This is a genomic window from Streptococcus sp. A22, assembly GCF_043674215.1.
GTDB lineage: Bacteria > Bacillota > Bacilli > Lactobacillales > Streptococcaceae > Streptococcus > Streptococcus suis_V.
In genome coordinates this window covers 18050-43508 of record NZ_JBIMJQ010000002.1, presented here as the reverse complement: position 1 = coordinate 43508, position 25459 = coordinate 18050, and the positions used below count along the sequence as shown (strand labels likewise).

Below are 25459 nucleotides of genomic sequence, written 5' to 3'. Positions count from 1 at the left end.
AAGGAGTGACTATGGGTTGGTGGAAGGACACCATTGAGATTGTAAAAGAAAAAGATCCGGCAGCACGGACGACCTTGGAAGTTCTTTTGACCTACCCAGGTGTCAAGGCCTTGGCTGCCCACCGTCTGTCCCACTGGATGTGGAAAAAAGGCTTTAAATTACTAGCTAGGATGCACAGCCAATTTTGGCGTTTTTGGACCAATATTGAAATTCATCCAGGTGCTGAGATTGCTTCAGGGGTCTTCATTGACCACGGAGCTGGTTTGGTTATCGGAGAGACCGCCATTATTGAATCAGGTGTCATGCTTTACCACGGGGTGACGCTTGGTGGTACGGGTAAGGATTGTGGCAAACGCCATCCGACTGTGCGAAAAGGGGCTCTGGTTTCTGCCCACGCCCAAGTCATTGGCCCTATTGAGATTGGGGAAAATGCTAAAGTGGGTGCAGCTGCCGTTGTCCTAGCCGATGTTCCAGCAGATGTGACAGTGGTCGGTATGCCGGCTAAAATCGTCCGTGTTCATGGTCAAAAAGATGAGAAGGTCATTCATGACATGGAAGGTGGTCGTGAACACTACACGATTAAGCTTGCAGAATTACGAGAAGCTAGCCACCATTCGTCGCATTTGTAGGAAAGCCACATACGGTAAGTTCTATGTGAGTTAGCCATAGAGAGGAAAAATAAGCATGATAATAGCCACTAATGTCCTAAATTCCCAGCAGTTATCTGCAGCAAAAACTCTGATAAGCACTGTACAATCCCATGACGGAACCTATCGTGACCCTTACCTGTCAAATATGCTCAACTTTGCCCCTGAAATGCCAGCTTTTTTCTTGGCCTACCAAGACCAACAGTTGGTGGGGCTCTTGACTGTGTATGCCGATGATGAGGATGTGGAGCTTGCGATTATCGTGCACCCAGACTACCGCAGACAGGGTCTGGCACGTAAGCTCTATGATTGCTACCAGATGAAGACGGCTAACTATCCTATCGCTAGTGTGACCTTTCAGACCGAACGTGTCTTTCTGGATAAGCACCCAGACCTTGCGCCAGCATGGAACTTGGTAGAAGATACGGATACTGAGACATGGCTGGGACGTGAGCGAGAGCCTTATCAGTTCTCGCAACAGGCTGAACTCACAGTGAGTTTGGCACAGGCTCACCATGCAGACGACATTGCACGCTGTAAGACTGCGGCATTCGGTAACGACTATGAGGTGGCGCTCCGCTACGTGCGTGAAGCCATTGCGGATGAGGATAGTTTACTTTATCTTTTGGAACATAGCGGAGCGGTTATCGGTTCTTGCACAGTAGATATATCGACCGATGATAACTACCTTTACGGTTTAGCTATTGCACCAGACCAGCAACAAAAAGGTTACGGCACTTACTTAGTCAAAGCTGTCATCAATGACCTTATCAGGAAAAACGACAAACCTTTTCAAATCGCCGTCGAAGATGATAACCTCATCGCTAAGCGGCTGTATGAAAATATCGGTTTTACAAAGCAGACACAAGTGGTCTACTTAGACCCGAAAGAAGGTTGAGATGCTATTAGAAGAATTTGAAAATACCTCTGCTGTTATTGAACCGACGGATAAGGCTATCCGTGGTGGCGGTGAGGTATGTGAGACCATGATTTTCTCCTTCAATGGGGAAATTGTAGATCGTGTCCGTCAGCTACCTGAGAGCAGAGAAGGTGGTCATTTACAGACCCTAAATGGTCGTCATCCTTGGTATATTTTGGAAAGAGATGGACTGCAGGTTGCGGTCATGTTGGCAGTAATCGGTGCTCCCATGGCGGTTGGTCACTTGGAGGAACTGAAAGCCTGTGGCTTTGAGAATTTTATCGTTCTGGGTTCTTGTGGGGTGCTGGATAAGTCGCTTGCTGCGGATAAGATTATTCTTCCTAGATCCGCTCTTCGGGATGAGGGAACTAGCTACCATTACGCTCCTGCTAGCGAGGAAATCAGCTATGACCCTGCTCTGCTATTGACCATGGAAAAGGCCTTGGACCAAGCAGGAATCGAATACGTGTGGGCCAAGACCTGGACCACGGACGCTTTCTATCGGGAAACGGCTGCCAAGGTCAAACGCCGCCTAGCGGCTGGTGCTATGGTCGTCGATATGGAGGCTTCTGCTATCATGGCTTGGGCCAATTATCGTCAGGCCAAGGTCTATCAGTTTTTCTACACGGCGGACTATGTGGACCACCACAAGAATGAATGGGATGCCCGTCGGGAAGAACGGACGGTTGACAGTATGACCTTCTTTGAAGTGGCCATGGCCATTGCAAGAACATTAGAAAGTAGATCATGTTAAAAAAATTAGTAAGACAAAACTGGCCTTATGTGTTGACCGCCATCGGTGGAACAATTCTATTTATCCTTAAATTTTCCCAAGGAAACTGGCAGCTAGGGATGATTTGGTTGGCCGCGACAGCTTATTGGCTAGTAAAATTGTATCAAAAGTATCAAGTCCTAAAGAATACTCAGAAGTAATGGAGAAACTATGATTAAAATTTACGATACCATGACCCGCAGTCTGCGTGACTTTGTGCCCTTGGAAGAGGGTAAGGTTAAGATGTATGTTTGCGGTCCGACGGTTTACAACTATATCCATATCGGTAATGCCCGTAGTGTCGTGGCTTTTGACACCATCCGTCGCTATTTTGAATACCGTGGCTATGATGTGACCTACATTTCAAACTTTACGGATGTGGATGACAAGATTATCAAAGCTGCTAATGAAGCTGGTATGACAACCAAGGAACTGTCTGATAAATTTATCGCAGCCTTCAAGGAAGATGTGGCAAAGTTAGGTGTCAAGCGAGCTACCAAAAACCCTCGGGTAATCGACTATATGGATGAAATCATTGCTTTTGTGCAGGTCTTGATTGATAAGGGTTACGCCTATGAAGCTTCTGGAGATGTTTATTTCCGTGTGGAAAAGGCTGAAAACTATGCTCGTTTGGCCAACAAAACCCTGTCTGACTTGGAGGCTGGGGCTTCTGGCCGGGTTGAGGGAGAAGGTCAGCTGAAAGAACATCCTTTCGACTTTGCCCTGTGGAAAACTGCCAAGCCAGGTGAAGTATCTTGGGAAAGTCCTTGGGGAGCAGGCCGTCCAGGTTGGCATATTGAGTGCTCGGTCATGGCGACAGAGATTTTGGGAGCTACCATTGATATTCACGGTGGTGGTGCGGACTTGGAATTTCCTCACCATACCAATGAGATTGCCCAGTCAGAGTGCAAGACAGGTCAAACCTTTTCCAACTACTGGATGCACAATGCCATGCTCAACATCAATGATGAGAAGATGTCCAAGTCCTTGGGCAATTTCCTGACAGCACATGATATGTTGGAACAAATTGATGGTCAGGTCTTGCGATTCTTCCTATCTACCCAGCACTACCGTCGTCCGCTTAACTATACAGAAAAGGCGATTTCAGATGCGGAAATCAATCTCAAATATCTGAAAAATACTTATACACAACCTATGCAAAACTCTGTGGATAAGTCAGCTCTTGAATTACATCTGGCGGCCTTTGAAGCGGCAATGGATGATGATTTCAATGCGGCAAATGGGATTACGGCTATCTTTGACTTTGCCAAATGGATCAACTCAGGCAATTACGATGAAGCTGTAAAAGAAGCCTTTGGCAAGATGCTCGCCGTCTTTGGTATTGTCTTTGAAGAAGAAGTCTTGGACAGCGAGATTGAAGCCTTGATAGAAGAGCGTCAAGCAGCGCGTGCCAATCGGGACTTTGCGACGGCTGACCGTATTCGTGATGAACTGGCATCCCAGGGAATCAAGCTCTTGGATACCAAGGATGGTGTGAGGTGGACACGTGACTAAGGCAGTAGATGTCAATCTCATCAACGGCATTGCCCTGGCATTTGAAGGGGATGCTGTCTATTCCATGTATATCAGACGGCACTTGATTTTCAAGGGGCTGACCAAACCCAACAAACTGCACGGAGAGGCCAACAAATATGTCTCGGCCAAGGCACAGGCAAGCCTGATCTCCTCCCTCTTAGAAGCTCAGCTATTGACCGAAAAAGAGGAAGAAATCTACAAACGGGGCCGCAATACCAACAGTCACACCAAGGCCAAGAACGCAGATGTGGTCACTTATCGAATGTCCACAGGTTTCGAGGCGGTTTTGGGATACCTGCACATGACCGATCAGTTGGAGCGCCTGGAGGAGCTGGTGGCTTGGTGTATCGCGCAGGTGGAGAGTGACTAGGGACTATTTCATGGAGGTAAGTGTGGATAAGAATAAGTTAAAGCAATATTTTCCGACGGCATCACTTGCTGATTCTCCTCAAAAAAGGGAGGGGATGGCTAGTTTGAGCTTGGGAGAACGATTTTTCTTGAATCTAGAATTAAACAGTCTGACAGATAGAGAGCGCTATTTGTTGGAACTTCTGCAGGAAAATCAGGACAATATTCCTCGCGCTCCGTGGCAAGATTTTTTTGATGGACAAGGTCCGATGCCGACTTCGGTTGGGCAGTTGCAGGTCCTTCAAATAAAGTTATGGTCCAATCCCAGCGAGGAGGTTGTGCAGGCCTGGTTAGAATTCATGGAAACCTTGTTACCGAATTTGGTTAGTCACTATGCCTCAGCATCGGATTATTTTGTATTTATCATGGACCAGCGTCCTTTTATTGACTATCAGGAGATTCTCAGAGATACAATTGGAGTCATGGAATATGACTTTGGCATAAAGATGACTGCTTTTCTGGGGCAAATTTGGCCGGGTCAGGTTCAAGAATGGTGGCCAGATGCCATAAGGGCTGAAATGGATTTATTCCGTAGTTGGATGCAAAAGAATCTTTCTGCTAGCTTTTTAACCTTTAGTCAATTGTTCTTTTTGGATGGGGCTAAGGACAAGGCGATCATGCGCATTTTATCGGATATGATTGCGAAACATGAGATGGAAGATGTAATTCGTGCACTTTGGGACAATGGTGCAGTGTTGACCAAGGCGGCGCAAAGTTTGTTTGTTCATAGGAATACCTTGCTGTACCGATTGGACAAATGGTTCGAATTGACAGGCTTGCAGCTGAGGGAATTGACGGATTTGGCGCTCCTATACTATATAGTGGAGAGCCAGGTATTGGGATGATGACGAGGTCAGAAAGGATCCTGACGCACCTGTGAGGGTACCTGAGATGTTGGATGCGCCGCCCAACCGCTATCATTGTATGTTGAATTGAGCCTTCTGGAGAAATCCGAGGGCTTTTTGTGTATAAGTCGATTGGGGATAAATGGCAAGAGTAAATAGAGTCATTTTAATAAATCAAAGAAAAATTTGCCCACCAACTTTACCAAACTTAACCGAATTTAACCGAATAAAAAATCAAAAAAGCCCGAAAAATCGAGCTTTTGACTTGTATAAATTCGGATAAAATCCTATAATAAAGGCGGTAGACGGATTTGAACCGACGATCAAGCTTTTGCAGAGCCGTGCCTTACCACTTGGCTATACCGCCATAACAAAGAATATTGTACCTTAAAAAGCGAAAAGGGTCAAGTGGTAAAATCAATATTTAGATATTATTGAAAAAGGAAATTGGCGTTTGAAAGTATGTCGTATGTAGAGAGTCCGAGAGTTTAACAAAAGATTTCGATCTTTAGTCGGTGCATATTTTATTTTGGGGGTTAGAATGAAAAAACATTTTTTACTAGGTCTGGTGTGCTTGATGACTTTATCGGCTTGTACTCAATCCAACATTCCGGTTGAAACAGAGAACTCTTCTTCGACAAGTCAGGAAAGTTCGACCAGTTCAAGTGAGCTAAAGATAGACGATAAAGAGTTGTATCAGGCAGTCTTTGCTGACTATCAGAAAATTGTGGAATTTGCAGCTACAGCTGATCCAAGTAATGTAGATGGTGTGCTAACGGTATTGAATGAACTTCAGTTTCCGATGAATTCTTGGGTGGTGGAAAGTGCAATAAATTCTTCGGACTCCATTAGATATGCCTTTTATGATTTCAATAACGATGGTCAAAATGAATTATTTTTCGGGTCAGAAAATCCAGATGGCTCTATGTTTGTGACGGGTTTTTATGGGATATTTGCTGACCAGGTATCATTGTTAGCCGAAGGTTTTGTGGCTGGAGTTGGTGGTGCAAGAAGTGCCATGGTTCTCTTCCAAGGTGGGGAATATGTGAGTTACGGATGGTACTCTGGAACAGGCGAGGCTGTCGGCACACTGAATCGGATTGATGAAATGGGTCAATTGATAGAAGGCACTCCGATCGATTTTCATATGAGAGATGAATTGGTTTCCGTTTTTGGAAAGACAGAAGCAGACATTTTGAATCCCAATCAATTTGATTGGGAAGAATTTGAGATTGATAGAATAGAATCAGAAACAGAAACGAGTAGTTCCGACCAAACTGATGGAGTCCAGTCCATGAATTTGGAACAAATCCAAGCTGGAAATTTTGCTAGTTTAGAAGGAGAATGGGTCAATGCGCGTGGAGATAAGATGGAGATTGATAGCCAGGGGAATGTCTCTTATAATGATGGTCAATTTGTTGGCTTTATTGATTTAAAATATCATAAAGTTGAAGGGGCTATCCTAATTGTAAGTATTACCGATCCGAATGGTCGGGCCTCTGCTAGTGTACCGACCTTATTGATTCCAAAAGGAGTGCAGAATACCTATGGATTTTTAGAAGGGCATAGCGATCAGACGGACACCAGCAAGGATAGGATGTTCAGTACGCAAAGTGTTACGACGACTGAAGACTTTAGTAAAGGTGTCTTTTATCGAGTAGACGATTAGGAGAGACGGAATGAAAAAGAATAGACTCATTTTGGGATTGCTTTTGGGGGCTAGTGTTGGCTTATTGGTGGCATGTGGTCATCAGAAACAGGAGGCGACCTCAACCTCTTCGTCGACTTCATCTTCTCGTTCTAGCTCGACAAGCACGAGTTTCAGTACATCAACTACAAGTTCCACGACCAGTAGTTCAAGTAGCCAGGCTGGTCCCTGGGATGCTGATAAGACAGAGGCGTTAAGGAATTTCGTGATTGAACAATGGGGACCATCCTTCTCGCCACCTCAGTACTATTTATCCTATCATCCAAGAAATGAGGGAAGCTTTTTTGGGGTGAGCTTGCCGTCAGGGGTTCTAAGTGGTCCTGGTCAGCAAATGACACCCGATTTTCAAGGGGAGGCTCCGGAATTGGTTTGGAGCGAGAACGGTCAAGTTGGAGCGGGGCAGACAGCCGTGGTCGGAATCTATTCAGATATTGAAGCATCAAAATCCCAATTAGCCCACCTCTATCTCTTTACTATCAAGGATGGTCAAGGTATTGCTTGGATTACCGAGCAAAATCAGGGCAATCCAGAAAAACGTTTGTATTTCCGACCAACCAAAAACCAGGAATTACAAGCCTTCTTTGAAAACTTGGTTCTCGATGGTAGTTCGATTGCAGCGACTGAAACCAGTTCAGCGACGGCTACTCAGTCTTCAGTAGACACCAAGAACTTGACAGTCGAACAAGCAGCTAATTGGGCCAAGGCACATGCAGCTTCTCGTTACGGGGCTCCTTTTACCAAAGCGGATTTTCTAGCCCAAGTGGTTACCAATGCGCAATCTTCGGATGGCTTGGTCTATATTGAGGTAAGAGAAGACCATAATAGCCCTAATATGCTGGCAACTAGAGCGGATAGGAGTGTTTCCTCTGTAGCAGCCTTTTACCGTGTCAATGCCAATGGTCAGTTAGAAAGAATGGATGTTGCTGCGGGGTCTTATTCTGTTGTTGCAGATATCTATTTTGAATAGGGTTAGGAGTCAAGGTTAGCGTTCAGATTTTGGTGAAATTATCTATTATTTTGCTTGAAAACAGGCCGTTTTTCTGATATACTAATAGAGTTGCTGTGCAACAAATACTCATCTCGGACCAATTGTGGTCTTGTTGCCGAAAGGTTGGGCTGCAAGTCGAAGTTCGGGAGAGGAGAAAAAACAAAAAGGAGAAATACTCATGGCAGTAATTTCAATGAAACAACTTCTTGAGGCTGGTGTACACTTCGGTCACCAAACTCGTCGCTGGAATCCTAAGATGGCTAAGTACATCTTCACAGAGCGTAACGGTATCCACGTTATCGACTTGCAACAAACTGTAAAATTGGCTGACCAAGCTTACGAATTCATCCGTGATGCTGCAGCAAACGACGCAGTTATCTTGTTCGTAGGTACTAAAAAACAAGCTGCTGAAGCTGTTAAAGACGAAGCTATCCGCGCTGGTCAATACTTTATCAACCACCGTTGGTTGGGTGGAACTCTTACAAACTGGGGTACAATCCAAAAACGTATCGCTCGTTTGAAAGAAATCAACCGTATGGAAGAAGATGGAACTTTCGAAGTGCTTCCTAAGAAAGAAGTAGCATTGTTGAACAAACAACGTGCTCGTCTTGAAAAATTCTTGGGCGGTATCGCTGACATGCCACGCATTCCAGACGTAATGTTCGTAGTTGACCCACACAAAGAGCAAATCGCTGTTAAAGAAGCTAAGATATTGGGTATCCCAGTTGTAGCGATGGTTGACACAAACACAGATCCAGATGATATTGATGTTATCATCCCAGCTAACGATGACGCTATCCGCGCTGTTAAATTGATCACAGCTAAAATGGCTGACGCTATCATCGAAGGCAACCAAGGTGAGGACAGCGTAGCAGCAGTTGAAGCTGAATTGGCAGCTGAGCCAGCATCTACAGAATCAATCGAAGAATTGGTTGAAGTTGTAGAAGGAAAATAAGTAACGAAGACGTTAAGAAAAGCGTTAGATTTATCTAAATCCTAGCTTTTTAGTCCGAGTACACTTTACATCATTTATCAAACACAAAAACAATCCTAGAGGGGCAGGGCTGAGCCCGCTCCTCTATTTTATAAATACAAACAAGGAGAATAGACATGGCAGAAATTACAGCAGCTCTCGTTAAAGAATTGCGTGAAAAATCAGGTGCTGGCGTTATGGACGCGAAAAAAGCATTGGTTGAAACTGAAGGTGATATCGAAAAAGCGATCGAATTGCTTCGCGAAAAAGGTATGGCTAAGGCAGCTAAGAAAGCTGACCGTGTAGCAGCTGAAGGTTTGACTGGTGTTTACGTTGATGGTAACGTAGCAGCAGTTGTTGAAGTTAACGCTGAAACAGACTTCGTTGCGAAAAACGCTCAATTCGTTGAATTAGTAAACACTACTGCTAAAGTAATTGCAGAAGGTAAACCAGCTGACAACGAAGCAGCTCTTAAATTGGTTATGCCTTCAGGTGAAACGCTTGAAGAAGCATACGTAAACGCAACTGCAACTATCGGTGAGAAAATCTCATTCCGTCGTTTTGCTTTGGTTGAAAAAACAGATGCTCAAGCATTTGGTGCATACCAACACAATGGTGGACGTATCGGTGTTATCTCAGTTGTTGAAGGTGGCGACGAAACTCTTGCAAAACAAATCTCAATGCACATCGCTGCAATGAAACCAACTGTTCTTTCTTACACTGAATTGGATGAGCAATTTGTTAAAGATGAGTTGGCACAAATCAACCACAAAATCGAACAAGATAACGAAAGCCGTGCAATGGTTGACAAACCAGCATTGCCACTCTTGCAATATGGTTCAAAAGCTCAATTGACTGACGAAGTGATTGCAGCAGCTGAAGAAGCTATCAAAGCAGAATTGGCAGCAGAAGGCAAACCAGAAAAAATCTGGGACAAAATCATCCCAGGTAAAATGGACCGCTTCATGCTTGACAACACTCAAGTTGACCAAGCTTACACACTTCTTGCACAAGTTTACATCATGGACGACAGCAAAACAGTTGAAGCTTACTTGAACTCAGTAAACGCTTCTGTTGTAGAATTTGCTCGTTTCGAAGTGGGTGAAGGTATCGAGAAAGCTTCAAATGACTTTGAAGCAGAAGTTGCAGCGACAATGGCAGCAGCTCTTGGTAAATAAGAATAAAGATTACAAAGCAGGTTAGTTGAACTAGCCTGCTTTTCTTATCCTTTGCATCTCTGGTCCATGCTTCTCCATTCTTGATAAGAGAAATGTGGCTCTTAATGGAAATTTATCACAGTCTGGGGACTGGGAGGTTGGAAGAAATATGGTAATCCTGTTGGCTACAACAAGTCGATAATTGAATTCAGTTATTGGCTTGTTTGCAAGTCAATAGGCAGATAATCTTCGCGGAAGCTTTTCACCCGTCAAGATAAGTTGATAATCTATAATATGATTTTTGGAGGTTTTCCATGTCTGGAAGTCTCTTAGAAGAAAAGAACACCACAATTGGCACGTCAATTGTGGTGTGTTTTTATCATGAAATATGTGTGTGATTATACCAAACCTTGGGCAATCATCGTATCAGCGATTTGCTCAAAGGCTGCGATGTTAGCACCTGCAAGATAGTCTGTACCAAGGTCGTATTTCTCAGCAGTTTCTTTGGCAGTCTTGAAGATGTTGGCCATGATGTCTTTGAGGCGACCGTCAACTTCTTCGCGTGTCCATGACAAGCGGAGGCTGTTTTGGCTCATTTCAAGGGCAGATACGGCTACACCACCAGCGTTGGCAGCTTTAGCAAGACCGTAAAGCACACCGTTTTCTTTGTAAACTTTGATTGCGTCAAGGTCAGATGGCATGTTAGCACCTTCAGCAACACAGTAAACACCATTTTTCACCAAGGCAACAGCTTGATCACCGTTGATTTCGTTTTGAGTCGCACATGGAAGGGCAATGTCAGCCTTGCCATCGTAGTTCCATACAGAACCTTCGAAGTATTTAGCAGTTGTTTTTTCTGCAGCATATTCTGTCAAACGAGCGCGACGTTTTTCTTTAATATCTACCAAGAGGTCGAAGTCGATACCTGTTTCGTCGATGATGTAGCCATTTGAGTCTGAAACAGAGATCACTTTGGCACCAAGTTCAGTTGCTTTTTGAACAGCGTATTGGGCAACGTTACCAGAACCTGAGATAAGGACTGTTTGGTCTTTGAAAGATTTACCATTTGCTGCAAGCATGTTGTCAGTGAAGTAAACCAAGCCATAGCCTGTTGCTTCTGGGCGGATCAATGAACCACCGAAGCCAAGCGGTTTACCAGTCAAGACACCTGCATCAAACTGGCGGAGGCGTTTGTATTGACCGTACATGTAGCCGATCTCACGGCCACCAACACCGATATCACCAGCTGGAACGTCAAGGGATGGTCCGATGTGTTTTTGTAATTCAGTCATGAAGCTTTGGCAGAAACGCATGATTTCAGCATCTGTTTTGCCTTTAGGATCAAAGTCTGATCCACCTTTACCACCACCGATTGGTAGTCCAGTCAAGACGTTTTTGAAGATTTGCTCAAAACCGAGGAACTTCAAGATGGATTGGTTTACAGTTGGGTGGAAGCGAAGACCGCCCTTGTAAGGACCAACAGCTGAGTTGAACTGAACACGGTAGCCACGGTTAACTTGCACATTTCCGTCCTTGTCTGTCCAAGGCACACGGAAGCTGATGATACGCTCAGGCTCAACGATACGAGCCAAGATGTTTTCTTTGATGTACTCTGGGTGAGCTTCAAAAACAGGCTCAAGTGTAGAGAAGAGTTCTTCAACCGCTTGGAGGAATTCTGTTTCATGTGGGTTGCGAGCTTTAACAGCTTCAAATGATTGGGTAATATATGCTTTTGCGTTTGACATAGGGTCACCTGATTTCTTTATTTATTATTAAATTGTCTGACAATTTAATTTATCTGAAAATTATTATAGCACTATGATTTTTAAATGTAAAGAAGAAAATGCAAAATTTTTTAAAAATTTTTAAAATTCCCTGATAAAAGCCGAACAATGGCAGTAAATAGGGAAAATCCGTATGTTTTCTATGGTATAATCAAGCTAGAAAACGCAAAAAGGAGTTATAGAATGGTTTCAACAGCGACGACATTGGGTGGATTTTCTTTTGACAATTGTTTGATGAATGCGGCAGGTGTCTGGTGCATGACCAAGGAAGAGTTGGATGGTGTGAAAAACTCAGCAGCAGGAACCTTTGTCACCAAGACCGCTACACTGGAATACCGGGAGGGGAATCCAGAGCCGCGCTACAAAAATATACCGCTGGGGTCTATTAATTCCATGGGCTTGCCCAATCAAGGCCTAGATTATTATTTAGATTATCTTTTGGAGTTACAGGAAGAAGAACCAGAACGTACCTTTGTTCTTTCATTAGTAGGCATGTCGCCAGATGAGATCCACACCATTCTCAAAAAAGTGCAGGATAGTGCCTTTCAAGGGTTAGTTGAGCTCAATCTTTCTTGTCCGAATGTTCCGGGGAAACCGCAGATTGCCTATGATTTTGAAACGACAGAAACCATCTTGCGGGAAGTCTTTGCCTATTTCACCAAACCGCTGGGCATCAAGTTGCCACCTTATTTTGATATTGTACATTTTGACCAGGCTGCTGCGATTTTCAATCAATTTCCACTCAAGTTTGTCAACTGTGTGAATTCGATTGGCAACGGTCTTTATATAGAAGATGAGAGCGTGATTATCAAGCCTAAAAATGGATTTGGTGGTATCGGTGGCGAATACATCAAGCCGACTGCTTTGGCAAACGTCCATGCCTTTTACCAACGCCTTAAGCCAGAAATTCAAATTGTGGGAACGGGTGGTGTCTTGACAGGACACGATGCCTTTGAACACATTCTCTGTGGTGCCAGCATGGTTCAAGTCGGGACAACTCTGCAAAAAGAAGGGCTAGCAGCCTTTGACCGCATTACCCAAGAACTCCGAGACATTATGGCTGAAAAAGGCTATGAAACCATCGAAGATTTCCGTGGGAAATTGCACCATTTGGATGACTAAGCGTAAAAAATAAACTGTAAAAGAGTTTGGGGCTTCCAAACTCTTTTACTTACGGTTAAAATAATTAAACAAATCACCGATGGTTTTTTTGGTGCATATCCACTAGCTCCTGGCCATCAAGGGTGACACTATCAATCACGAAGAAATCCTGTAGTTGCGGAACTTCACGAGGTTGGAGCATCAGAAATTCTTCTGGACTTTCATACTGCTTTTCTGATGGATGGGCAATTTGTGATTGATAATACCGAATGTGTAACATAATAGACCCCCGTTCGTGACTGCTTGGGACTCATGCACCTCCAGTCGAGTTTTATCTATCTTTTATTATATCACTAATTAGTTGTTATTCAACACTTTTAACCGATGAAAAATCCTAATAGCATAACGGCGATGACTAGTAGTGGAGACGGGATGCGTTTGGATAGGAGGAGTAGGGTTGCCAGAATACAGATGAAGCACTCCCCTCCTGATGATAGGCCCTGCAACTGATTCAAAGCTGTCCAGCTGATGATGGCAGCGACCGCCCAGGAGATGCCCTTTAAGAATGAGGAAACATAATGTAACTGACGATAGACCTGCCAAAGGGGGGTTGCGAAATAGACTAGCAGGATTCCAGGAAGGAAAATGAGTCCCCCACCCAATAGGCCAGCTAGGAATTTTACCACTATTCCTCCTGTCACAGAGCGGGCAACGACAAAGGAAGCAAAGCTGAAGAGTGGCCCAGGAACTGCCTGATCCAAGCTATAGCCCGCTAGAAAATCAGCCTGGCTGAGAAAGCCTTCTTGTTTGACTAGGTCTTGAATCATTAGCGGAATCATGATTTGTCCACCGCCAATGATGGAATAGCCATAGCGATAAATAGATGCAAACAAGCGACTATCGCCACCAAAATAGTTTGCCATTGCAGAAAATAGAATAGCTAGGATGATAATGGTGGCTGGCAATTGCCATCTGACCTTGCTGGTTTTGGGGATATTTTGCAATTCTTGTCCGGCTTGCCCCCAGACGGGCACCAAGCCTGCTAGACCTCCTGCAAGTAGAAGCAAGAGAATAGACCAGCTAGAAAGTGGAATAAGAACAAAACTCAGAAGACAGAAAGAGATGTATAGGATGAGGTCTTTTTTGGACGTGACGACCTTCCTGGTCAGTTGAATGGCTGCGTAGAGAATGAAGGAGACCGCTACGGCAGGTAAGAAAATCAGTAGCTTGTTCCAAGCCTGGTTTTGAGCTACCCATTCCAGACCGATTCCTAAGCTGGTCATGATGACTAAGGCAGGAAGAATCCAGATGAGAAAGCTAGCCAAGGCAATCCATGGCCCGCCTACACGATAGCCGATGGCAGTAATGGTTTGTGTGCTGGAAGGTCCAGGCAAGAGCGAAAAAATTCCGATGAGTTCCGTCATCTCCTCCTGGCTGATATACTTCTTTTTGTCAATCAATTCCCTGCTAAAGACACCGTAGTGAGCTTCGGGCCCGCCGTAGGAGGCTAGTGAACAGAGAAAGACATCTTTTAAAAATTGTTTGTTTTGTATGTGTTGCGGCATAGTGTTCTCCAAATCTATTCTTATGTCAGTCTATCATAAATTGACAGATTAGCCAGGGAATCTAGGAGAAATATGTGTAAAGTTCTTGTAAAAGTCTATAGGTATTGTCTGGATTTTTGAGGTAAAAAGGCGTATAATGAAAGGGATTATAGGAAAGAGAGAGGTCGACTTCTATGTCTAGAACATCATTACAGGAACGTCGGAAACTTGCTAGAAAGGCACGAAACAAGCGCCAATTTATGTCTATCTGCCTTTTGGCTGCGGTCATCCTGTCCATTATTCTCGTGCATGACCATGTTTTGCCCTTGTTTGGTAAGGCGGATAGGACCAGCCAGCAATCATCTGGGATAGGTTCTTGGTTTTCAGGCAAGCAGGATGAGGTGCAGACCGCCCGTATCATGGCTCATGGGGACTTGCTTTACCATGATCTCCTCTATTGGAGTGCTCTCCAGGCGGATGGGACCTATGATTTTTCTGAGAATTTTACCTATGTGAAACCCTGGATTGAGCAGGCTGATTTGGCTATTGCGGACTTTGAGGGGACTATTTCTCCTGATTTTCCTTTGGCTGGCTATCCTTTGTTTAATGCGCCGGCCCAGGTGGCAAAGGATATTCGTGGTGCAGGCTATGATGTGGTGGATTTGGCCCATAATCATATTCTGGATTCGCAGTTGTCGGGCCTCATTTCCACAGTGGAGACCTTTAAGAATGTCAATGTAGATGCAGTTGGTGTCTATGCGGAGGGCAATCGGGCGACAGCTCCCATTTATATTCGTGATGTCAATGGTATCAAGGTAGCAATTCTTGCCTATGCATATGGATTCAATGGGATGGAGGCATCATTGACCCAGGAAGAATACAATGCCTATCTGTCGGATTTTGACCGCAAGAAGATGAAGGCTGAGATTGAACTGGCTGAGAAAGAGGCGGACATTACTATCGTCATGCCTCAGACGGGTGTCGAATACCAGCTGGAGCCGACGGAGGAGCAGGTTAGTCTCTATCATGACATGATTAACTGGGGAGCAGACCTGGTGTTTGGCGGGCATCCCCATGTAGCGGAGCCTTCTGAGACGGTTGAAAAAGACGGTGAGAAGAAGTTAATCATCTACTCTATGGGGAATTTTATTTCTAACCAGCGGATTGAGACCATGGCGGGTGTTGCCAATGCCCAGTGGACCGAGCGTGGGGTGCTGATGGACGTGACGATAGAGAAGAAGGACGGTGTGACCCGCATCAAAACAGCCCAGGCCCATCCGACCTGGGTCAGCAAGGAACCTAAGGGACGTTTTTCACCGGAAGGCTACGAGCTCTATACCTATCAAACCCTGATTTTGGAAGATTTTGTCCAGGGTGGCAAGCATTATGGTCAACTGGATGCAGTAACCCAGAAGCGGGTAGATTTAGCCTATTCTGAGATGAATGAATTTATGGCTTTGGATTGGGTAACTGAGGAGAAGGAATAGTAGAGTCTATCTAAATTCTGAATGAAGAACATCTGCAGTTGACCAAGTAAGGTTCAGCAAAACGATGCCAGACAGTTATAAGATAAATAGGTATAGTCTGAAATTCCTGTAGATAAGAAGGAGTTAAACATGAGTAGGGGCTATCAAGATATACAATGTATGAGGGTTTGGATTGGAGGATATTTCGGTCCGATTAATTTTGTTGAAATGGATTTTGAAGATGAAGAAGTTATTTATACTCATATAGATGACCATGATTCAAGGAGTGAGCTAGAATTAAGTTTTTCAGCCTCTCAATTTAAACACGATTTAGAAAATTGTAGACTGCTTGAGTGGGACGAAGAATACATAAATCCATACGTTCTAGATGGCACTCAATGGTATGTAGACATTCTATTTAAAAGAAATGCGCCGTTGAGAATTGAAGGTTCGAATGCTTATCCAAAAACATTTGACCAGCTTTGCAGTGCTATTTCAGAAATTATACAGGCTGATTTTATCTAGTCGACTAGTTGGAATGAGTTATAAAATAAAAACAGCCACTCTAATGAGTGACTAAAATAAATCTGAGTGTGTGCCAGTATCAATCAAGGTCAAGCTTAGAATATCATTTTCTATTAAATAGATTAGGAGCCAATCTGGTTTAATATGGCACTCATAATATCCGGAAAAATTTCCTGTCAGCATATGATTTTGATGTTTGTCTTCAAGTGGGATACCTTGGCTTAGTTTCGTAATAATTTCTTCCAACAAACCCAGATCGTATCCACGTTTCTTCATTAACTTGTAGCTTTTTTGAATTTGTTCGTGAACTTTATTTGATATATTATTCTTCATCCAATGCCTTAAATAAATCTTGGACAGTTGCATAACTTGGTACATTTGGATTACGTGAAATCTTTCGTGCTTCTTCCATTGCCTCCAAGGTTTCTTGATTGTACTTTGGTAGCTCTACGGAAAATGGTAAACCGCCACGCAATACGCATTGGCGTAAGAAGATATTCACTGCACTGGACATATCTAAGTCCAGTCTTGCAAACAAGGCATTAGCGTCTTCTTTAACGGTTGTTTCAATTCTGATTTGAGTTGGACTTGTGGGCCTTTGATTTTAAATTCCATTGAAAGTGAAAGGATTGATGTATGATAAAACTAATAGCAACAGATATGGATGGAACCTTCTTAGATGGGAATGGTCAGATTGACCGAGCGCGCTTTTCAGCAATCTTGGACCAGCTAGATGCGCGTGACATCCCCTTTGTCATCGCTAGTGGCAATGGTATGGACCGGCTCTTGAAATTGTGTCAGGGCTTTGAGGACCGCTTGATTTTTGTATCGGACAACGGGGCCCGTGTGGTTGAAAAAGGGGAAACCAGGGTGCGGCATATGTTGGACCGGGACCTGGTGGCAGCTATTCTGGACTACTTTAGAGGTAGTTGGGGAGAGGTGTGCTTGATGCTGGCCAATGATCAGACCATTTTTATGCAGGAGGGGGCCAATCAGCCCTTCGCAGGTTCTGATTTGCCGATTGCTCCAGAGCAAATGCAGGCTTTCTTGGATAAGGTGACCTTCCTAGCGGATTTGAGCCAGTTGCCAGCTGAACAGCCTATCTACAAGGCTGGCATTTGGGTGGAGGAAGGTAAGGTCGAGGTTCTGACCTCAGCCTTTAATCGGGCACTTGAGGGTAGGTTGACGGCTGTGACCAGCGGTTATGGCTCTATTGACATCCTGCCAGTTGGTATTCACAAGGCTTGGGGCATCGAGCAGGTCATCCAACCGTTGGGCATTACAATGGCTCAGGTTATGGCTTTCGGCGATTCTGACAATGACCTTGAAATGCTGGCGCAGGCAGGTTATTCCTACGCTATGGAAAATGCGACGGATAGGGTCAAGGCCGTTGCCAAATACCGCGCTCCCAGCCATTTGGACAGTGGCGTCTTGCAGGTTATCGAAGAATTTTTACAAACACACTAAAAAGCCAGTCAAATGAGTGGCTTTTCTTCATTCTCGCGGTAGCATTTTCAAGAAAAAATCGGTCATATATTGAGGAGATTCTTGCTTCCCATTTTTTATCCATGCTTGTGTAATTCCGAAGAAGGCATGCGAAAAGTAAATACTACGGTACTCGTTTTCAAGTGGTGATAAATCTTCTTTTCCCAAACGCTCGGACAAATCATTTGCGATAAGTAATCGGACTTTATTTATTAGAAAACTCTGTATTTCTTGGGTACCATTATGGGTCAATAAGGATGAGAGTAATCTTTCTCGGTAGAGCAATTCAAAAATTTCTAAGAAAGAGGACTGTCGATTTCCATCATAGCGATCAAATATGGTCTCTAACTTGTGAAATAAGCCTTGTTGGTAGGAGTCAATCAATTCATACTTATCCTTATAATGGGTATAAAAACTAGAACGACTGATTCCTGCTTCATGCGCCAAGTGAGTTGTTGTAATGGCGTTGAAGGGCTGAGTTTCTAGGCAAGTCCCCATTGCTTCTAAAATGGCTTGACGAGTTCGTTCTTTCCGATTATCTGTTCCCATTTTGCTCCTTTTATACATTTTTAGACACATTGTCCAAAAAACGATTCATATTACTTGATTTTGAAAATGATACTTGTATAATATATTTTATCAGTTTTTGGACAGGATGTCTAAAGGAGGTTCTTATGTCGGAAAAAGTAAAGAATTTTTTCAAAAAACCAATGACCTTGATCACCATTCTCGGTGTTTCCTGTGTCCCAGCCTTATATAACATTAGTTTCCTAACCTCTATGTGGGACCCTTACGGCCGACTAGACCAGTTGCCTGTGGCAGTTGTCAATCAAGACCAGTCGGCGAGCTTTCAAGATAAAACCCTCACCATTGGTGATGATATGGTGGATAATATGAAAGAGAGCAAGAGCCTGGATTTCCACTTTGTATCAGAAACAGATGCGGAAAAAGGCTTGGAAGAAGGGGACTATTATATGGTCATTACCCTACCAGAAGATTTGTCAGAAAAAGCTTCTAGTCTCTTAACGGACCAGCCAGAGCATCTAACAATTTCCTATCAAACCTCTAAAGGTCACAGCTTTGTCGCTTCTAAGATGGGCGAATCAGCCATGGAAAAATTGAAAGCGTCTGTTTCAGAGACGATTACTGAAACCTACACAACTGCCGTTTTTGATAGTATGAGAGAAATTCAAAATGGCATGGTCGAGGCGGCAGATGGTAGCCAACAATTAACAGATGGTGCTACTCAATTGGAATCAGGCAGTCAAACACTCTCAAATGGACTGACTACTTTAACGACTTCGGGTCAAGCACTCGTGACAGGAGCAAACCAATTGGCCACTGGAGTAGTGTCTTATACAGATGGAGTCAATCAGGCTGCAACGGGAAGTCAAACACTGACCAGTGGCTTAACGAACTACACAAATGGGGTGGCAAGTCTTGCTTCAGGTGCGGAGCAATTAAATGCCAATTCCTCTCAGCTCATCGCTGGAGTGGGACAATTGCAATCAGGAGCAAGTCAGGTTGAACAACTGGTAACAGGGGCCAATCAATTGCAGACAGGCTTGGAGCAACTCGCTAGTTCAACTAGTTTGTCTGCTGAACAGTCTAGTCAGATACAAGCACTCTTGACAGGGCTTCCACAGTTGCAGGCGGCCATCAATCAATTAAATGATAGCCTATCAAGTATCGGAGGACTTACAGTAGATACAAGCAGTTTATCCAATCTCTTGACAGAGATGGGGAGCCAAACTCAAGGATTGTTGACAGCAGCGCAAGCGGATAAAACAGCCAGCATTGAAGCCTTGCAAGCAACGGCTACCTATCAAAACTTGACAGCTGATCAGCAAGCTGAATTGGTTGGTGCCCTTCAAAATTCACCTTCGACAACAGTGACATTAGCCCAAACGATTCTGGGTCAATTGTCGCAACTCAGTCAAGCCCTATCAAGCTTGCAAAGTCTTTCTGGCATGGCAACACAAATGAGCCAGCTACAATCAGCTGTCGGTCAGATTAACACGGCTGCCAATCAAGCATTGCCAGGCGCCACAACAGCCATTGAAAACCTATCAAGTGGCTTGAGTCAGGTCAACACCGCCTTGAACCAACAAGTTCTACCAGGAACTCAAGCCTTGACGAGTGGTGTGAGTCAACTTCAAACGCAATTATCAAATGGAGCAAGTCAGCTCATGTCAGGAGTAACAGCCTATACCGCTGGTGTTTCCCAATTAGCAGCAGGTGGAGCCCAGTTGGTTGCAAACAATAGCAGCATCCAATCAGGAGGTAGCCAGTTAACATCAGGATTGGCAACCTTAGCATCCAACTCCAGTCAACTTGTCAGTGGTTCAGGACAACTGGCTTCTGGTAGTCAGCAATTGATTTCTGGTGCAGAACAGTTGGCTAGTGGCGGTCAAACCCTTACAAGCGGTATTTCCAGTCTTCGTACAGGTAGTGAAACCCTAACGAATTCACTCAGCTCAGCCAGTCAACAACTATCAGTCGTCTCTGTAGAAGACAAAAATGCACAAGCAGTTTCTCAACCAGTCACCTTGGAACACAGTGACCAAGATGATGTGAAGACCAACGGAGTCGGCATGGCTCCTTACATGGTGTCTGTTGCCCTAATGGTTGCAGCCTTATCAGCGAATGTTATTTTTGTCAAACACATTGATAATCGCTCCTACAAAAATCGTTGGGACTGGGCTAGAGGAAAATTCTTGCTCAATGGCCTCATTGCCAGTCTAGCAGCAGTGATTCTGTACGGTGTTCTTCGCTTGATTGGAATCGAACCGGCTCATCCAATGGCAACCTTGGGATTAATCCTCTTAGCCTCATGGACCTTCATGGCCCTCGTTACAGCCCTGGTGGGTTGGAACAATCGTTTCGGATCCTTTGCAAGTTTAATTATCTTGTTATTGCAACTGGGTTCAAGCGCCGGTACCTATCCAATCGAACTTAGCCCACGCTTCTTCCAAGTCATTCAGCCTTATCTTCCAATGACCTATTCTGTTTCAGGTCTTCGTCAAACCATTTCTATGGTTGGAAATAGTAGTCATCAAGTTTGGATGCTGAGCCTCTTCTTAATAGGCTTCATGGGATTAGGTCTCTTGATTTATAATCAGAATAATGAATAATTAGAAAACCAACTGCTCCATGTGTTGAACAGTTGGTTTTTCAGTTAATTTTGATTGGTAATAGCACTTTTATCGGGGTCGTTGTGTGCGATTCGACTAGCAGCAGCGGCTGCAATTGCGCAAACGATATCGTCTAGAAAAGTATGGCAATGCTGGCCGTCTTTGCTATTGAGCTCAGAGATGATGCCGGGCTTGGACTTGTCCAGAAAGCCGTAGTTGGTAAAACCGATAGTCCCGTAGAGATTGACGATGGAGAGACCGAGGATTTCATCAATTCCGTAGAGTCCTTCGTCATTCATGAGGACGGATTGAAGGGGTTGGGATACCAAGCCCTGTTCAGCCAATTTGTCTATTTCAATCCCCGTCACGATAGCATTTTGTACCTCGCGTTTTTCTAGGACGGCCTGAACATTTTCTAAACACTCCGCAAATTCCAAGTCAGGAATGTATGTGTTTTGCAGGTGCATGACCAATTCGGCAATGCGCTCGAGTGGTACGCCACGTTCGTCTAGTAGGGTTAGTGCTTGTGTTTTCATTTTATTAACATCATTTAGTTTTTCTTTTATTACTTCGTTAGCTCGGTTTGCCTAACCCCAGTTATGCATACACCTCGCTGCCTAGTACTAAAAGTAAACTAAAAGACTTTACCTCCTTTATTCATTAGGGAATTATTTTCCTTCCAAGATTGATTGTACCGTTTGTGGCGGTGATGGTCAATTTATTTTTGCTGTCTTTATTGCCAACGGTAAGACTCTGCTTGTCGTCAGTCACCGTCACCTTTTGGTCTTTGTAAACATCCTCTGGGAAAATGCCGAATTCTTTGACGGTGCCTTCAACATGTCTTATCCAGACGTCGTGACCAACGTTCAGTACAATCTGCCTGTCATCAATATTGTCTTTGCTAATACAGAGTACGGATATATTAAGAATAAATACGAGGACACCAACAAACACCTCTTCGGTACAGACTTTATTGATGTTGATTATGCCAAAATTGGTGAAGCCCAAGGTGCCGTTGGTTACACTGTTCGTCGGATTGAAGAAATGGACGAAGTCATGCGCAAGGCGGTTGAGGACAATAAAAACGGTAAAACGGTCGTCATTGATGCCAAAATTACCAAAGAACGTCCAATACCTGTAGAGTCCATGAAGTTGGACCCAGCTCTCGCTTCTGAAGAAGAAATCGCAGCCTTCAAAGAACGCTACGAAGCAGAAGAATTGGTGCCATTCCGCATCTTCTTGGAAGAAGAAGGCTTGGAAAGTCACACTGTTAAAAAATAAAGAAGAACAAGACGGCTTTTAGCACGATTAAGAAAGATTTTAGATGAAGAGCTTGGCTTAGTTGCCTGGCTCTTTTTGTTGCTCAATTAAATGTCCAGCCAGAAATAATTTGTCCTTCTTTACTATTTCAAAAATTTTTTAAAAAACTTGTGAAAAATTTAACAAAAAGACTTTACAAAACAAAAAACTTAGTGTACAATAACATTGTGAAAAAGCTAACAAAATGATTAACGGAATTTTTGGAGGAATATCATGGCTGATAAAAAAGTAGTATCACCAGAAGAAAAATTGGCAGAAGCTCGTGCACACGTTGATGAGCTTGTACAAAAAGGGCTTGTGGCTCTGGAAGAATTTCGTCTTCTCAATCAAGAGCAGGTTGACTACATCGTTGCGAAAGCGTCAGTAGCTGCCTTGGATCAACACGGCGTCTTGGCTATGCATGCCCATGAAGAAACTGGTCGCGGTGTCTTTGAAGACAAGGCGACTAAAAACCTCTTCGCCTGCGAACACGTTGTGAACAACATGCGTGGTGTCAAAACTGTTGGCGTGATTGAAGACGACGAAGTAACTGGTTTGACCTTGATTGCTGAGCCAGTGGGGGTTATCTGTGGGGTTACTCCAACAACCAACCCAACTTCAACAGCCATCTTCAAATCATTGATTGCTCTTAAAACACGTAACCCAATCGTCTTTGCCTTCCACCCATCTGCACAAGAATCATCAGCACACGCGGCCCGTGTTGTCTATGAAGCAGCTGTAGCAGCAGGTGCACCTGAAAACTGTATCCAATGGATTACAAAACCATCGATGGAAGCAACTTCAGAGTTGATGAAGCACGACGGTATCGCAACAATTCTTGCGACAGGTGGTAACGCAATGGTGCGTGCAGCTTACTCTTGCGGCAAACCAGCACTTGGAGTAGGTGCGGGTAACGTTCCTGCCTATGTTGAAAAATCAGCAAATATCCGCCAAGCAGCACATGACATCGTTATGTCTAAGTCATTTGATAACGGTATGGTCTGTGCATCAGAGCAAGCGGTTATTGTGGACAAGGACATCTATGACGATTTTGTAGAAGAGTTCAAGTCTTACCACACTTACTTTGTTAATAAGAAAGAAAAAGCCCTTCTGGAAGAATTCTGCTTTGGCGTGAAGGCTAACAGCAAAAACTGTGCAGAAGGAAAATTGAATGCGGACATCGTAGGTCGTCCAGCTGCATGGATTGCAGAGCAAGCTGGCTTCAAAGTACCAGAAGGGACCAACATCTTGGCGGCTGAAGTGGCTGAAATCGGTGAAAAAGAGCCATTGACACGTGAAAAATTGTCACCAGTTATCGCTGTCTTGAAAGTAGAAGGTCGTGAAGAAGGTCTGGAAGCAGCACGTCAAATGGTTGAATTCCATGGTCTTGGACACTCAGCAGCTATCCACACAGCGGATGCAGATTTGGCAAAAGAGTTCGGTACGCGTGTAAAAGCTATCCGTGTTATCTGGAACTCTCCATCAACCTTCGGTGGTATTGGTGATGTTTACAATTCCTTCCTTCCATCTCTTACCTTGGGATGTGGTTCTTATGGACGCAACTCTGTGAGTGACAATGTAAGTGCTCTTAACTTGCTCAACATCAAGAAAGTAGGAAGACGGAGAAATAATATGCAATGGTTTAAAGTTCCATCAAAAATTTACTTCGAACGTGACTCCATTCAATACTTGCAAGTAATGGCAAATGTTGAGAAAGTCATGATCGTAGCTGATGAAGTCGTTGTGAAACTTGGATTTGTTCAACGTGTAATTGAACAATTGCAACTTCGCTCAAACAAAGTCATGTACACTGTCTTCTCAGACATCGAACCAGATCCAGATATCACAACAGTTGAACGCGGTGCAGAGGCCATGAAAGCCTTCAAACCAGATACAATCATCGCTATCGGTGGTGGTTCTGTAATGGATGCTGCGAAAATCATGTGGCTCTTCTACGAGCAACCACAAGTGGACTTCCGTGATCTTGTTCAAAAATTCATGGACATCCGCAAACGTGCCTTCAAATTCCCAGAATTGGGTGAAAAAGCAAAATATGTTGGTATCCCAACCACATCTGGTACCGGTTCAGAAGTTACGCCATTTGCCGTTATTTCTGATAAGAAAAACAACCGTAAATACCCACTTGCTGACTACTCATTGACACCAACCATTGCCATTGTTGACCCAGCATTCGTTATGAGTGTGCCTGACTTTGTAGCAGCAGATACAGGTATGGACGTATTGACTCACGCAACAGAAGCATACGTATCAACAGTTGCCAATGACTACACAGACGGTTTGGCTCTTCAAGCCATCAAGTTGGTCTTTGAAAACCTTGAAAAATCTGTCAAAGAAGCAGATTGGGAATCTCGTGAGAAAATGCATAACGCCTCAACAATGGCAGGTATGGCCTTTGCCAACGCCTTCCTCGGTATTTCTCACTCAATGGCCCACAAACTTGGCGGACGTTTCCACACTGTTCACGGTCGTACCAACGCTATCTTGCTTCCATACGTTATCCGTTACAACGGTACTCGTCCAGCTAAGACCGCTACATGGCCTAAGTACAACTACTACCGTGCGGACGAGAAGTATCAAGACATCGCTAAAATGCTTGGACTTCCAGCTTCAACACCAGAAGAAGGTGTGGCATCTTACGCGAAAGCAGTTTACGAATTGGGTGAGCGTATCGGTATCCAAATGAACTTGAAAGACCAAGGTGTTGATGAGAAAGAACTCAAAGAGTACTCTCGTGAATTGGCGCTGCTTGCTTATGAAGACCAATGTACACCTGCTAACCCACGCTTGGCCATGGTTGACCATATGCAAGAAATCATCGAAGATGCGTATTACGGCTACAAAGAACGTCCAGGTCGCATCAAGTAATGATTTTCGTCATGATCCGTCGTTAAAGCTCCTTGCCTAACTTCAGTTACGCCTGCGTCGCTTTGCCTCGCCTCATTTAGAAAATCATTCCTTGATGATTTGGGATATCTTCGTTGTTGACTAGGTGAACTTGAATTCAACCGTCACCTTCGCCGCCTAGATTCTCTTAGGAAAAACTGATTTCAAAACTGAATAGGCTTAGTCTTCGTCTATCTGCCTAGAAAGACTTAGGGCTAGAACGGTTTCGGTAATCTATCTAGGTTCGTTTAGAAAATCGTTCCT

The 25459-nt window shown here is 44.1% G+C and carries 23 protein-coding genes, 1 tRNA gene and 2 pseudogenes; 18 read left to right on the top strand and 8 right to left on the bottom strand.

Features of this window, described 5'->3' with window-relative positions; all coding sequences use genetic code 11:
* Positions 1 to 11 precede the first annotated feature (11 nt).
* From cysE to ACHBHN_RS01005, 7 genes are read left to right on the top strand one after another with little or no spacing between them, the layout of a single operon-like run.
* On the top strand, positions 12 to 629 hold the full coding sequence (cysE, locus tag ACHBHN_RS01035) for a serine O-acetyltransferase (protein WP_099832434.1): 618 nt from the start codon (positions 12 to 14) through the stop codon (positions 627 to 629).
* A 55-nt stretch (positions 630 to 684) separates the two neighbouring features.
* Positions 685 to 1545 carry a GNAT family N-acetyltransferase gene (locus ACHBHN_RS01030; RefSeq protein WP_105111386.1) on the top strand — a complete coding sequence of 287 codons (861 nt, stop codon included), beginning with the start codon at positions 685 to 687 and terminating at the stop codon, positions 1543 to 1545.
* Position 1546: 1 nt separating this feature from the next.
* On the top strand, positions 1547 to 2320 hold the full coding sequence (locus ACHBHN_RS01025; protein ID WP_105111385.1) for a nucleoside phosphorylase: 774 nt from the start codon (positions 1547 to 1549) through the stop codon (positions 2318 to 2320).
* The gene (locus tag ACHBHN_RS01020; protein ID WP_024418656.1) at positions 2314 to 2499 is read left to right on the top strand and encodes a hypothetical protein; all 186 of its coding nucleotides are present in this window, start codon (positions 2314 to 2316) and stop codon (positions 2497 to 2499) included. The genes ACHBHN_RS01025 and ACHBHN_RS01020 overlap by 7 nt, the downstream gene beginning before the upstream one ends.
* Positions 2500 to 2509: 10 nt before the next feature.
* Positions 2510 to 3853 (top strand): cysteine--tRNA ligase, encoded by a 1344-nt coding sequence (cysS, locus tag ACHBHN_RS01015; RefSeq protein ID WP_105122648.1) that lies wholly within the window; start codon positions 2510 to 2512, stop codon positions 3851 to 3853.
* A complete protein-coding gene (locus ACHBHN_RS01010; RefSeq protein WP_105122649.1) occupies positions 3846 to 4244 on the top strand; it encodes a Mini-ribonuclease 3 in 399 nt (132 codons plus the stop codon). Before cysS ends, ACHBHN_RS01010 begins: the two co-directional genes overlap by 8 nt.
* A 22-nt stretch (positions 4245 to 4266) precedes the next feature.
* Positions 4267 to 5127, top strand: coding sequence for a helix-turn-helix domain-containing protein (locus ACHBHN_RS01005; protein WP_161943060.1), 861 nt, complete (start codon positions 4267 to 4269; stop codon positions 5125 to 5127).
* Positions 5128 to 5423: 296 nt separating this feature from the next.
* On the opposite strand, the gene ACHBHN_RS01000 is transcribed toward ACHBHN_RS01005, so the two are convergent.
* Positions 5424 to 5494 (bottom strand) — tRNA-Cys (locus ACHBHN_RS01000).
* 174 nt (positions 5495 to 5668) lie between these two features.
* Between ACHBHN_RS01000 and ACHBHN_RS00995 the strand changes: the two genes are divergently transcribed.
* The 4 genes from ACHBHN_RS00995 (at position 5669) to tsf (ending at position 9974) form a co-directional block, all read left to right on the top strand.
* Entirely contained in the window at positions 5669 to 6796 is a 1128-nt protein-coding gene (locus tag ACHBHN_RS00995; protein WP_105122650.1) for a DUF6287 domain-containing protein, read from the top strand.
* Between the two features lie 10 nt (positions 6797 to 6806).
* Positions 6807 to 7802, top strand: coding sequence for a DUF4767 domain-containing protein (locus ACHBHN_RS00990; protein WP_105122651.1), 996 nt, complete (start codon positions 6807 to 6809; stop codon positions 7800 to 7802).
* 199 nt (positions 7803 to 8001) lie between these two features.
* A complete protein-coding gene (gene rpsB / locus ACHBHN_RS00985; protein WP_394733459.1) occupies positions 8002 to 8778 on the top strand; it encodes a 30S ribosomal protein S2 in 777 nt (258 codons plus the stop codon).
* Positions 8779 to 8933: 155 nt separating this feature from the next.
* Positions 8934 to 9974, top strand: coding sequence for a translation elongation factor Ts (gene tsf / locus ACHBHN_RS00980; RefSeq protein WP_105122652.1), 1041 nt, complete (start codon positions 8934 to 8936; stop codon positions 9972 to 9974).
* A gap of 377 nt (positions 9975 to 10351) precedes the next feature.
* Here tsf and gdhA read toward each other — a convergent pair whose 3' ends face one another.
* Positions 10352 to 11698, bottom strand: a complete 1347-nt coding sequence (gene gdhA, locus ACHBHN_RS00975; RefSeq protein WP_105122653.1) for an NADP-specific glutamate dehydrogenase — start codon at positions 11696 to 11698, stop codon at positions 10352 to 10354.
* Positions 11699 to 11920: 222 nt separating this feature from the next.
* Between gdhA and ACHBHN_RS00970 the strand changes: the two genes are divergently transcribed.
* A complete protein-coding gene (locus ACHBHN_RS00970) occupies positions 11921 to 12859 on the top strand; it encodes a dihydroorotate oxidase (RefSeq protein WP_394733458.1) in 939 nt (312 codons plus the stop codon).
* Between the two features lie 73 nt (positions 12860 to 12932).
* Here ACHBHN_RS00970 and ACHBHN_RS00965 read toward each other — a convergent pair whose 3' ends face one another.
* Positions 12933 to 13118, bottom strand: a complete 186-nt coding sequence (locus ACHBHN_RS00965) for a hypothetical protein (RefSeq protein ID WP_394733457.1) — start codon at positions 13116 to 13118, stop codon at positions 12933 to 12935.
* 97 nt (positions 13119 to 13215) lie between these two features.
* Positions 13216 to 14403 (bottom strand): chromate transporter, encoded by a 1188-nt coding sequence (locus ACHBHN_RS00960; RefSeq protein ID WP_394733456.1) that lies wholly within the window; start codon positions 14401 to 14403, stop codon positions 13216 to 13218.
* Positions 14404 to 14576: 173 nt separating this feature from the next.
* On the opposite strand from ACHBHN_RS00960, the gene ACHBHN_RS00955 reads away from it, so the two are divergent.
* A complete protein-coding gene (locus ACHBHN_RS00955; protein WP_394733455.1) occupies positions 14577 to 15869 on the top strand; it encodes a CapA family protein in 1293 nt (430 codons plus the stop codon).
* Between the two features lie 129 nt (positions 15870 to 15998).
* Positions 15999 to 16373: a hypothetical protein gene (locus ACHBHN_RS00950; protein WP_394732005.1), complete on the top strand. Its 375-nt coding sequence runs from the start codon at positions 15999 to 16001 to the stop codon at positions 16371 to 16373.
* 51 nt (positions 16374 to 16424) lie between these two features.
* Here the strand turns inward: ACHBHN_RS00950 and ACHBHN_RS00945 are convergent.
* Together ACHBHN_RS00945 and ACHBHN_RS00940 are read right to left on the bottom strand one after the other, a co-directional pair.
* Positions 16425 to 16696: pseudogene (locus ACHBHN_RS00945) on the bottom strand (type II toxin-antitoxin system YafQ family toxin).
* Positions 16696 to 16950: a type II toxin-antitoxin system RelB/DinJ family antitoxin gene (locus tag ACHBHN_RS00940; protein ID WP_172095341.1), complete on the bottom strand. Its 255-nt coding sequence runs from the start codon at positions 16948 to 16950 to the stop codon at positions 16696 to 16698. The pseudogene ACHBHN_RS00945 and the gene ACHBHN_RS00940 overlap by 1 nt, the downstream one beginning before the upstream one ends.
* Before the next feature lie 59 nt (positions 16951 to 17009).
* On the opposite strand from ACHBHN_RS00940, the gene ACHBHN_RS00935 reads away from it, so the two are divergent.
* Complete coding sequence (locus tag ACHBHN_RS00935; RefSeq protein WP_257117110.1) at positions 17010 to 17840, top strand: Cof-type HAD-IIB family hydrolase; 831 nt, start codon at positions 17010 to 17012, stop codon at positions 17838 to 17840.
* Between the two features lie 27 nt (positions 17841 to 17867).
* Here ACHBHN_RS00935 and ACHBHN_RS00930 read toward each other — a convergent pair whose 3' ends face one another.
* On the bottom strand, positions 17868 to 18407 hold the full coding sequence (locus tag ACHBHN_RS00930; protein WP_105122128.1) for a TetR/AcrR family transcriptional regulator: 540 nt from the start codon (positions 18405 to 18407) through the stop codon (positions 17868 to 17870).
* A gap of 125 nt (positions 18408 to 18532) precedes the next feature.
* Here ACHBHN_RS00930 and ACHBHN_RS00925 point away from each other — a divergent pair, with 125 nt between their 5' ends.
* Positions 18533 to 20992, top strand: coding sequence for a YhgE/Pip family protein (locus tag ACHBHN_RS00925; RefSeq protein WP_394733454.1), 2460 nt, complete (start codon positions 18533 to 18535; stop codon positions 20990 to 20992).
* A 44-nt stretch (positions 20993 to 21036) separates the two neighbouring features.
* On the opposite strand, the gene ACHBHN_RS00920 is transcribed toward ACHBHN_RS00925, so the two are convergent.
* Positions 21037 to 21528 carry a phosphatidylglycerophosphatase A gene (locus ACHBHN_RS00920; RefSeq protein WP_394733453.1) on the bottom strand — a complete coding sequence of 164 codons (492 nt, stop codon included), beginning with the start codon at positions 21526 to 21528 and terminating at the stop codon, positions 21037 to 21039.
* Positions 21529 to 21814: 286 nt separating this feature from the next.
* Here ACHBHN_RS00920 and ACHBHN_RS00915 point away from each other — a divergent pair.
* Positions 21815 to 22273: pseudogene (locus tag ACHBHN_RS00915) on the top strand (thiamine pyrophosphate-dependent enzyme); the annotation flags it as partial.
* 252 nt (positions 22274 to 22525) lie between these two features.
* On the top strand, positions 22526 to 25177 hold the full coding sequence (adhE, locus tag ACHBHN_RS00910) for a bifunctional acetaldehyde-CoA/alcohol dehydrogenase (RefSeq protein WP_394732879.1): 2652 nt from the start codon (positions 22526 to 22528) through the stop codon (positions 25175 to 25177).
* The last annotated feature ends 282 nt before the right edge of the window (positions 25178 to 25459 follow it).

Coding starts and splice junctions, on each gene's coding strand:
- cysS (WP_105122648.1), top strand. CDS start 2,510: ATGATTAAAATTTACGATACCATGACCCGCAGTCTGCGTGACTTTGTG.
- gdhA (WP_105122653.1), bottom strand. CDS start 11,698: ATGTCAAACGCAAAAGCATATATTACCCAATCATTTGAAGCTGTTAAA.
- ACHBHN_RS00995 (WP_105122650.1), top strand. CDS start 5,669: ATGAAAAAACATTTTTTACTAGGTCTGGTGTGCTTGATGACTTTATCG.
- ACHBHN_RS01025 (WP_105111385.1), top strand. CDS start 1,547: ATGCTATTAGAAGAATTTGAAAATACCTCTGCTGTTATTGAACCGACG.
- ACHBHN_RS00965 (WP_394733457.1), bottom strand. CDS start 13,118: ATGTTACACATTCGGTATTATCAATCACAAATTGCCCATCCATCAGAA.
- adhE (WP_394732879.1), top strand. CDS start 22,526: ATGGCTGATAAAAAAGTAGTATCACCAGAAGAAAAATTGGCAGAAGCT.
- ACHBHN_RS00930 (WP_105122128.1), bottom strand. CDS start 18,407: ATGGGAACAGATAATCGGAAAGAACGAACTCGTCAAGCCATTTTAGAA.
- ACHBHN_RS01030 (WP_105111386.1), top strand. CDS start 685: ATGATAATAGCCACTAATGTCCTAAATTCCCAGCAGTTATCTGCAGCA.
- ACHBHN_RS00960 (WP_394733456.1), bottom strand. CDS start 14,403: ATGCCGCAACACATACAAAACAAACAATTTTTAAAAGATGTCTTTCTC.
- ACHBHN_RS00950 (WP_394732005.1), top strand. CDS start 15,999: ATGAGTAGGGGCTATCAAGATATACAATGTATGAGGGTTTGGATTGGA.
- ACHBHN_RS00925 (WP_394733454.1), top strand. CDS start 18,533: ATGTCGGAAAAAGTAAAGAATTTTTTCAAAAAACCAATGACCTTGATC.
- ACHBHN_RS00990 (WP_105122651.1), top strand. CDS start 6,807: ATGAAAAAGAATAGACTCATTTTGGGATTGCTTTTGGGGGCTAGTGTT.
- cysE (WP_099832434.1), top strand. CDS start 12: ATGGGTTGGTGGAAGGACACCATTGAGATTGTAAAAGAAAAAGATCCG.
- ACHBHN_RS00970 (WP_394733458.1), top strand. CDS start 11,921: ATGGTTTCAACAGCGACGACATTGGGTGGATTTTCTTTTGACAATTGT.
- ACHBHN_RS00935 (WP_257117110.1), top strand. CDS start 17,010: ATGATAAAACTAATAGCAACAGATATGGATGGAACCTTCTTAGATGGG.
- ACHBHN_RS00955 (WP_394733455.1), top strand. CDS start 14,577: ATGTCTAGAACATCATTACAGGAACGTCGGAAACTTGCTAGAAAGGCA.
- ACHBHN_RS01020 (WP_024418656.1), top strand. CDS start 2,314: ATGTTAAAAAAATTAGTAAGACAAAACTGGCCTTATGTGTTGACCGCC.
- rpsB (WP_394733459.1), top strand. CDS start 8,002: ATGGCAGTAATTTCAATGAAACAACTTCTTGAGGCTGGTGTACACTTC.
- tsf (WP_105122652.1), top strand. CDS start 8,934: ATGGCAGAAATTACAGCAGCTCTCGTTAAAGAATTGCGTGAAAAATCA.
- ACHBHN_RS00920 (WP_394733453.1), bottom strand. CDS start 21,528: ATGAAAACACAAGCACTAACCCTACTAGACGAACGTGGCGTACCACTC.